Origin of the sequence: Nostoc sp. CALU 1950 (genome assembly GCF_051172895.1) — a bacterium.
Classification (GTDB): domain Bacteria; phylum Cyanobacteriota; class Cyanobacteriia; order Cyanobacteriales; family Nostocaceae; genus Nostoc; species Nostoc edaphicum_A.
The window spans coordinates 106,163-113,879 of the sequence record NZ_JBDNJQ010000007.1; the positions used below are offsets into that span (position 1 = coordinate 106,163).

General features: G+C 41.9%; 6 protein-coding genes and 1 pseudogene. 6 read left to right on the forward strand and 1 reads right to left on the reverse strand.

Translation table 11 applies throughout. The features are described from left to right. Positions 1–213: 213 nt before the first annotated feature. The 6 genes and pseudogenes from ABF638_RS03875 to ABF638_RS03900 all read left to right on the forward strand — a co-directional run bounded on the left by ABF638_RS03875 (position 214) and on the right by ABF638_RS03900 (position 7,144). A complete protein-coding gene (locus tag ABF638_RS03875; protein WP_435020431.1) occupies positions 214–1,902 on the forward strand; it encodes an NAD(P)H-quinone oxidoreductase subunit 4 in 1,689 nt (562 codons plus the stop codon). Between the two features lie 248 nt (positions 1,903–2,150). Continuing rightward, on the forward strand, positions 2,151–3,065 hold the full coding sequence (gene thrB / locus ABF638_RS03880) for a homoserine kinase (protein WP_435020433.1): 915 nt from the start codon (positions 2,151–2,153) through the stop codon (positions 3,063–3,065). A gap of 29 nt (positions 3,066–3,094) precedes the next feature. Further along, a complete protein-coding gene (locus ABF638_RS03885; RefSeq protein ID WP_435020435.1) occupies positions 3,095–3,604 on the forward strand; it encodes a hypothetical protein in 510 nt (169 codons plus the stop codon). A gap of 404 nt (positions 3,605–4,008) precedes the next feature. Continuing rightward, positions 4,009–4,493, forward strand: a pseudogene (locus ABF638_RS03890) (transposase); the annotation flags it as partial. A gap of 117 nt (positions 4,494–4,610) precedes the next feature. Beyond that, positions 4,611–5,963, forward strand: coding sequence for a cytochrome P450 (locus tag ABF638_RS03895; RefSeq protein WP_435020437.1), 1,353 nt, complete (start codon positions 4,611–4,613; stop codon positions 5,961–5,963). A 62-nt stretch (positions 5,964–6,025) separates the two neighbouring features. Continuing rightward, the gene (locus tag ABF638_RS03900; protein WP_435020439.1) at positions 6,026–7,144 is read left to right on the forward strand and encodes a M48 family peptidase; all 1,119 of its coding nucleotides are present in this window, start codon (positions 6,026–6,028) and stop codon (positions 7,142–7,144) included. On the opposite strand, the gene ABF638_RS03905 is transcribed toward ABF638_RS03900, so the two are convergent. Beyond that, positions 7,137–7,388 carry a hypothetical protein gene (locus ABF638_RS03905; protein WP_435020441.1) on the reverse strand — a complete coding sequence of 84 codons (252 nt, stop codon included), beginning with the start codon at positions 7,386–7,388 and terminating at the stop codon, positions 7,137–7,139. The genes ABF638_RS03900 and ABF638_RS03905 overlap by 8 nt on opposite strands. Between the last annotated feature and the right edge of the window lie 329 nt (positions 7,389–7,717).

Consider the following 7,717-nt stretch of genomic DNA (forward strand, 5'->3'; position numbering starts at 1 on the left):
AACTAAAGTTTTTATTAATACTTCTTTCCTTCTGCCCTCTGCCTTTCTTTGTAAATAGCCATCATGAACTGCCTACACAAGACCAGATTATAATCTTTCTTCCCCAGTCCCCATTCCCTAAAAGCATTTAACCGGGACAAAGATTTATTAAGAAATTGTTACAAAGTTTAGTAGAATGACATAATTGACGAATAAGTATTTTTTCTCATATACATGATAGCGGATCAATTTCCTTGGCTTACCGCAATTGTCTTGCTGCCACTCGTTGCTTCCCTGCTTATCCCTGTGCTGCCTGATAAAGATGGCAAGCGCGTGCGGTGGTATGCATTGGGTGTAGGTATTGCAGACTTTGCATTAATGTGCTACGCCTTTTGGAAGCATTACGATGCCAGCAGTGCTAGTTTTCAAATGGTGGAAAATTATGCCTGGGTGCCTCAGTTAGGTTTTAACTGGGCGGTATCAGTTGATGGGCTTTCAGCGCCACTTGTGCTTTTAGCAGGATTTGTCACCACACTCTCGATATTTTCAGCTTGGCAAGTTGATCACCGACCCCGCCTTTTCTATTTTTTGATGCTGGTGCTGTATTCGGCACAGGTAGGGGTGTTTGTGGCCAAAGACTTGCTGCTATTTTTCATCATGTGGGAAGTAGAGCTGATTCCCGTCTACCTACTAGTCTGTATTTGGGGTGGGCAAAGGCGTCGTTATGCGGCTACGAAATTTTTATTGTATACCGCAGCAGCTTCTATATTTATTTTGGTAGCAGCCCTGGCAATGGGGCTATACGGCGGCGGTAATATGACATTTGACATCACCGCCCTGGCCAACAAGGAATATCCCCTTAGTCTACAACTGCTACTTTATGCAGGGTTGTTGATTGCATTTGGTGTCAAGCTTGCTGTTTTCCCCATGCATACTTGGTTGCCTGATGCTCACGGCGAAGCATCGTCTCCTGTGTCGATGATTCTGGCTGGTGTGTTGCTGAAGATGGGCGGATATGGACTAATTCGCCTAAATCTTGAGTTGCTTCCCGATGCACATATTTACTTTGCGCCGGTTCTAGCTATTCTGGGTGTTGTCAACATCATTTATGGTGCATTGAACTCCTTTGCTCAGACCAATATGAAGCGGCGTTTGGCTTATTCGTCGATTTCTCACATGGGGTTTGTACTGCTTGGGATTGCCTCATTCACTGATTTGGGAATCAACGGCGCAATGTTGCAAATGATTTCGCATGGTTTGATTGCATCGGTGCTGTTTTTCTTAGCGGGCGTTACTTACGATCGCACCCACACAATGGTAATGAAAGATATGGGCGGTATTGGTCAAGCCATGCCCAAAGTCTTTGCCCTGTTTACAATCGGAGCAATGGCATCCCTGGCGCTTCCCGGTATGAGCGGCTTTGCTGGCGAACTCTCGGTATTTGTTGGGATGACAAGCAGTGACGTTTACAGTTCGACTTTCTGCACCGTTACAGTTTTTCTTGCCGCAGTTGGAGTCATCCTTACACCGATTTATCTACTTTCCATGCTGCGAGAAGTGTTTTATGGTAAAGGTGCAGCACTCATCTGCGACATTAATAATGCAGGCTTGGAAAATCAAGAAGATGACGGAACAGTTTGTTTTGGTACAGACTGTTTCGTGCCAGAAGATGCAGTCTACGAGGATGCTAGACCCCGTGAGGTGTTTATCGCTGCCTGTTTTCTGCTGATGATTGTTGGCATTGGTTTTTATCCCAAGATGGCGATGCAGATGTACGACGTGAAGACAGTCGCAGTCAATGCTAATCTTCGCCAGTCTTATGCCATAGTCTCACAAACCAATCCCCAGATTTATGCAAAGGGACTCTTGGTTCCGCAAATTTCCGAGGTTGAGGTAGCGCCCGTTTTGGGAACTTTGAAGTAAGTTTTTTGACCACTAAGCTTGTCGAAAAGAGCGATGCCTACAACTAAGTACTACCCGTCTATAGCAGTCCTAAATCATTCGTGAACAATAAATAAGATCCCCGACTTCTTTGAGAAGTCGGGGATCTTAGTCTATCGATTTTCACAACTCATTTAGGATCACTATATGCGTTTTTATTAGGTTAAAAAACTAGCCTCAAAGTGATACCAATACATGGGATGCTAGTTGATGATTACTGAGTTTTACCAATGTCTGTTGTTTCTAGCATCACTGTTACCGTTCCCGCCACAACTGCGAATTTGGGGCCTGGTTTTGATTGCATCGGTGCAGCATTAAAGCTGTACAACGAGTTCAAGTTCACTCGCCTGGAAGAAGGCGGGCTAACTATTCATGTCACTGGTACAGAAGCTGAACGAGTCCAAACTGATGAGAGCAATCTCCTTTACCAAGCGTTTGTCAAGTTCTATCAACATATAGAGCAGACGCCGCCGACTGTGAAAATAGAGATTAAATTAGGTGTCCCGTTGGCGCGGGGTTTGGGTAGTTCGGCCACAGCAATCGTTGGTGGGTTGGTTGCTGCTAATCAACTTGAAGGTACGCCGATGAGTCAGTTGCAGGTGATGGAGTTAGCGATCGCAATGGAAGGACATCCTGATAATGTAGTTCCAGCTTTATTGGGAGGATGTCGTCTTGCTGCTACCAGTGGTACAGCTTGGGAAATTTGTGATGTCCCCTGGCATAAAGATGTTGTACCAGTTGTGGCTATTCCTAATTTTGAACTTTCTACTTCAGAGGCGCGGGGTGTTCTCCCCACTGAAGTGAGTCGGGCCGATGCGATTTTCAATACAGCACATTTGGGATTATTGTTGCGCGGCTTGGAAACTGGTAACGGACAATGGTTAAAGACAGCTTTGCAAGATAGATTGCATCAGCCATATCGCAAAGCTTTGATTCCTGGTTATGATGCTCTCAACATCGCAGCTGTTAGTGCTGGTGCTTATGGTATGGTAATTAGTGGTGCGGGGCCGACACTGTTAGCTTTGGCGGATAAATTACACTCAGAGGCTGTGGAGGCGGCGATGTTAGCTGCTTGGCAAGAAGAAGGAATTACAGCCGAGGTGCGATCGCTTTCTCTCGATACCCAAGGCGCAAAAAGCTTTTAATATTTTACTCAGCACTTAAAACTCGATTTATGGAGCAAACTCAGGCTGAAATAGCAGCACTTAACTCTCAAATTCAGATTCTTTTAGAAGAACGCGCTGCACTCACTACTAATAATGTCATCTCTGGCGAGAATGAATCACCCCAGGCAATGGTGGAAGCTTACCGCCGTCAAGCCAGAGAAAATGCCCAATTATCAGTTGAACTCCAGGGCATAGATGCAGCGATCGCCGCTTTGGAAGGCCAGATAAAACAAAAACAAACTAAATTAGTGCGTTGGGAAGGTCAATCAAAACAACTTATTCAACAGCAGCAGCTAGAGGAAGCGAAAGAAGTGGCACAGGTTCATGCTCAACGCATTAATCAACTAGCAAGTGAACTGGCGGCAGAAGTCCGTTTTCTTAAGGCTTGTGCCAATCAACTGAGTCCAATGTATTGGCAGATTTATTACAAACCCTTCATCACTGGATTCAAAACAATCTCTGTTCCCTATGTCCGCTCTGATGGGGAAGTTTGGACAATTGTCAACAGAATCATTTAATGCTTTAGATTCAGGAGGCAGGAGGTCGAACGCAAGAGCGTGTCGTAGACAAGGCAGTTCAAGAGAGAGGAACCCCTTTCAAGGGTAGCAGAGCTATTTCATTCGATCTCTTAGATATTTTGTCAAGTGTATGAGTCAGAAATTTGCTTGATTGGAAAAAAGAAAAGCTACCACCTCAACGAGTAAATTTCAGTGCGAACGCGATTTTCTTGCCCAATCAGGTTTTTTAGTCACCTGACTTTTTTGCTTGAAACACTTGTAAATCATAGCCTTTTAGGGAATGAAACACCCTTGAAAGGGAACCCTACCACCTAGGGCGTGTTTTCAAACTCGTATATCCTATAAAAAAAGGCGATCGCTGTCTAGTCATGATCAACCGAGGAGACTTAAGTAACTAGCAGTAGGAGAGGTTAAAATCGTTACTACCATCAGAAAAACCGCGAACAGGCAAGCCTAATCATGACCAGACGCTCGTTCCTCGCTAACGCTACGCTATCGTAGGGTTGTGAGTGGCATTCTCTGGATACTGAGAACAGGAGCAGCGTGGCGAGACCTCCCAGAACGTTATGGAAAGTGGGAGAGTATTGCAACGCGGTTTTATCGTTGGCAAAAGGCGGGAATTTGGCAGCAAATCTTAGAACACCTGCAAGCGCTCGCCGATTAACTACATAATTACCTTCGCCGCCGTGGTATCCGCCTCACCATTCCACGACTCTCAAATGAACCACGACGCGGCCCTTTTAACCGTGAAATCTACCGTCAACGCAACATTGTCGAACGCGCTATCAACAGACTCAAACAATTTCGCCGCATCGCCACCCGATATGATAAACTTGCAGCCAATTATACAGCTATGATTACGATCACCTGCATTTTGTTGTGGTTATAGTTTGAAAACACGCCCTAGTCCAATTGAGATCCAGCTTGCTCCCGTAACTTCTGTGTGAACGCACGAAAGTGGTTGTATTTGTTTGAGATTAGAAAGTGGAATATACAAGTAAATATTATGCTTAGTCAATTACCGAATTGCATTACTAGTCCTTCGTGGTGGCAACTGATAAAGTGGATTGCCGATCCGATTGGATTTCAGCAAAAGTATAGTCAAAAGTATGGAGACATTTTTTCCATGCGACTGAGCGGACTGGGTTCTTATGTAATTCTTAGCCATCCCCAGGCCATTCAAGAAATTTTCAGTCAAGATTCTAAATTTGATGTTGGTCGTGGTAATAAACTTGCAGAGCCTCTGATTGGGCGAAATTCTCTTATGTTAATAGATGGTGCCCGCCATCGACGAGAACGAAAATTATTAATGCCCCCCTTTCATGGAGAAAGGCTACAGGCCTATGGTCAACAAATCTGCTTAATTACCGAGCAAATCGCCAGTCAATGGCAAATCGATCAACCTTTTGTAGCTCGGTCTGCTATGCAGAAAGTGAGTCTAGAAGTAATTTTACAAATTGTCTTTGGTTTAAGTGAAGGGGAACGCTATCAACTAATTTTACCTCTCCTTACTAGTTGGTTGAATATGACTGATTCTCCTTTGCGTTCCAGTATGCTATTTTTCCGATTCTTACAACAAGATTGGGGAAAATGGACTCCTTGGGGGCAGATGAAAAGTAGACAAAACTCTATTTATCAGCTACTTCAAGCAGAAATTGAAGAGAAAAGAACAAAGAACAATCAGAACCAGGGCGATGTTCTGAGCTTGATGATGGCAGCACGGGATGAAAATGGGCAAGCAATGACCGATGATGAATTAAAAGATGAATTGCTCACAATTTTATTTGCTGGACATGAAACTACTGCAACAACGCTAGCGTGGGCTTTCTATCAAATTCACCGAAATCCAGATGTCCTCTTAAAATTGCAGCAGGAACTTGACAGCTTGGGAGAAAATCCAAACCCGATGGAAATTGCCCAACTTCCTTATTTAACCGCAGTTTGCCAAGAAACCCTGCGGATGTATCCAGTCATTCCAGGGCTTTTCCCACGCATTACCAAATCATCCATAAATATTGCAGGATACCAGTTTCCTCCTGACACAACTTTAATGGCAAGTATCTACCTCCTGCATTATCGGGAAGATTTGTATCCTAATCCTCAACAATTTAATCCGGAACGTTTTTTAGGACGGCAGTATTCCCCTTGGGAGTTCATTCCTTTTGGTGGTGGAAGTCGGCGATGTTTAGGATATGCCCTAGCTTTGTTAGAAATGAAGTTAGTCTTGGCAACCATTTTATCTAATTATCAACTTGCATTGGTGGAAAATAAACCTCTTAAATTGCAAAGACGTGGGTTTACCCTTGCTCCTGAAGGTGGAGTTCGGATGATGATTAAAAAACGAATACACAGATTGTAAGGACATAAGAGCGATTCTATAAATTTTGAAAGTCATTCTGGATAAAAGTTAGTTTTTTTTGCTTGGGAGGAACTGACCTTTTAGCGATCGCAATCTGTTCCGAAAAATCACCCCATCCATTCAGTCCACTGCGGCGCATCTTACAAGGAATCATTGCCTCAGACGAAATAGTAATATTGAGGTGTAAGAACTGGCATATTCCTGATAGTTATAAAAATCAAATGAGCGTTAAGAGTATTAGTTTAAAAAATATTAAAGTTCAACAAAACAGCATATTACAGGAAATTTTTACTTTATCTTCAAATCTTAATTATGATTACACTCAAATACAACAACTAAATCAGACTTTAATTCAAACAGCAACAAAAATTGAAAACATCTGTTCTCATCAACAAGCAACGCCATCAAATCTGACTACTTTATCCCGTAAAATCTACTCATGGGTCAAGTTTTTGACAGATGAACAATATCTACAACTTCACCTGAAAACTACTGGCTATTTGTTGGAAAGTGCTAAACAACTTCTTGGTATACATGGTCAAAAATCATTTAAACTAATGATTGAAATAACTAATTTAGCTGGGCTATATCAGGTTAGAAAGTCTGCTAGCACAGCGAAGATTATAATTAGTGAGGGGTTTATAAATGCACCAAAAGCAGTTTTGCAAGCGTTAGTGGAATCTGCTCTTTTTGGCAAGAGTCAAGATAATACACGACTCATCAGGTCATTTGCTAGTACAGAAGAATACATTGCTGTATTGTTAGAGCTTGATTTGATTGCCGAGGTAGTTGCAGAAAATCCGCAAGGCAAGTTTTATAATCTAAATGAGTTATTTGATAAAGTCAATCATGAATATTTCGCAGCAAGTCTTGCCAAACCACGTTTAGCATGGAGCCGAGTTAACACTTACCGTAAATTCGGACACTACGAGTCAGCCAGAGACAGAATAGTGATGAGTTTGACCCTAGATGATGCGAAAGTACCTGGGTTCGTAGTTGAGTTTGTGTTGTATCATGAATTGTTGCACAAGTACCACGGCACGAAGTGGGTTAAAGGAAGAAGAATGGTTCACACTAAAGAGTTTCGTATTAGTGAAAACCAGTTCAAATTTTATAACGAAGCATCAAGATGGTTAGACAAATTAACAAGAATTGAAACATCTGAATTTTTCTTTAAGTAAAAACTTGATTTAGGATATCATTGACTTGCCAAGAATTATAATAAACGCAGCTATGAGAAACTTCGTTATAATCAACATCAAGGCAATTTTCGGCATTTTCTAGCCTACCGATTGGATCTTTTCTTTCGACTATTGATATTTGTTCGCCTTCAGCTTCAATAATTGCTTTTACTCTCGATTCTGTCAGGTTATTGGGAGAGAGGGAATCTATTGATAAGCCTGTATCTATAACAATATTTGACAAAAGGATAAACTGACTTACATCCATAATCCGTACAAAATACTAAGCAATTGTTTTTGACGTAAATATTAGTAATTCTCATTGTATAATTCCATCTTTTTTATCGGCTTGCAATATTTAGTTGACAAATACAATATGATTATTTGAATTAACCAAGCAAAAAATAAACTCCCAAGCAAACACAAGAACAGCTTGAAAAGCTCTTGCCACAAAAAATTGTCTTTGTCCAATATCTTTTCCAAGTGGGTGAACCTATCGGTTAAATTAAGCCTTGTTTTAATTGAAAATATTGTAGAGTACAGAATTGTCCTAAGTATTGCCCTACGCAACTC

Excerpts from the sequence above, each read along its gene's own strand:
- ABF638_RS03875 (WP_435020431.1), top strand. The coding sequence starts at position 214 with ATGATAGCGGATCAATTTCCTTGGCTTACCGCAATTGTCTTGCTGCCA.
- ABF638_RS03885 (WP_435020435.1), top strand. The coding sequence starts at position 3,095 with ATGGAGCAAACTCAGGCTGAAATAGCAGCACTTAACTCTCAAATTCAG.
- thrB (WP_435020433.1), top strand. The coding sequence starts at position 2,151 with ATGTCTGTTGTTTCTAGCATCACTGTTACCGTTCCCGCCACAACTGCG.
- ABF638_RS03895 (WP_435020437.1), top strand. The coding sequence starts at position 4,611 with ATGCTTAGTCAATTACCGAATTGCATTACTAGTCCTTCGTGGTGGCAA.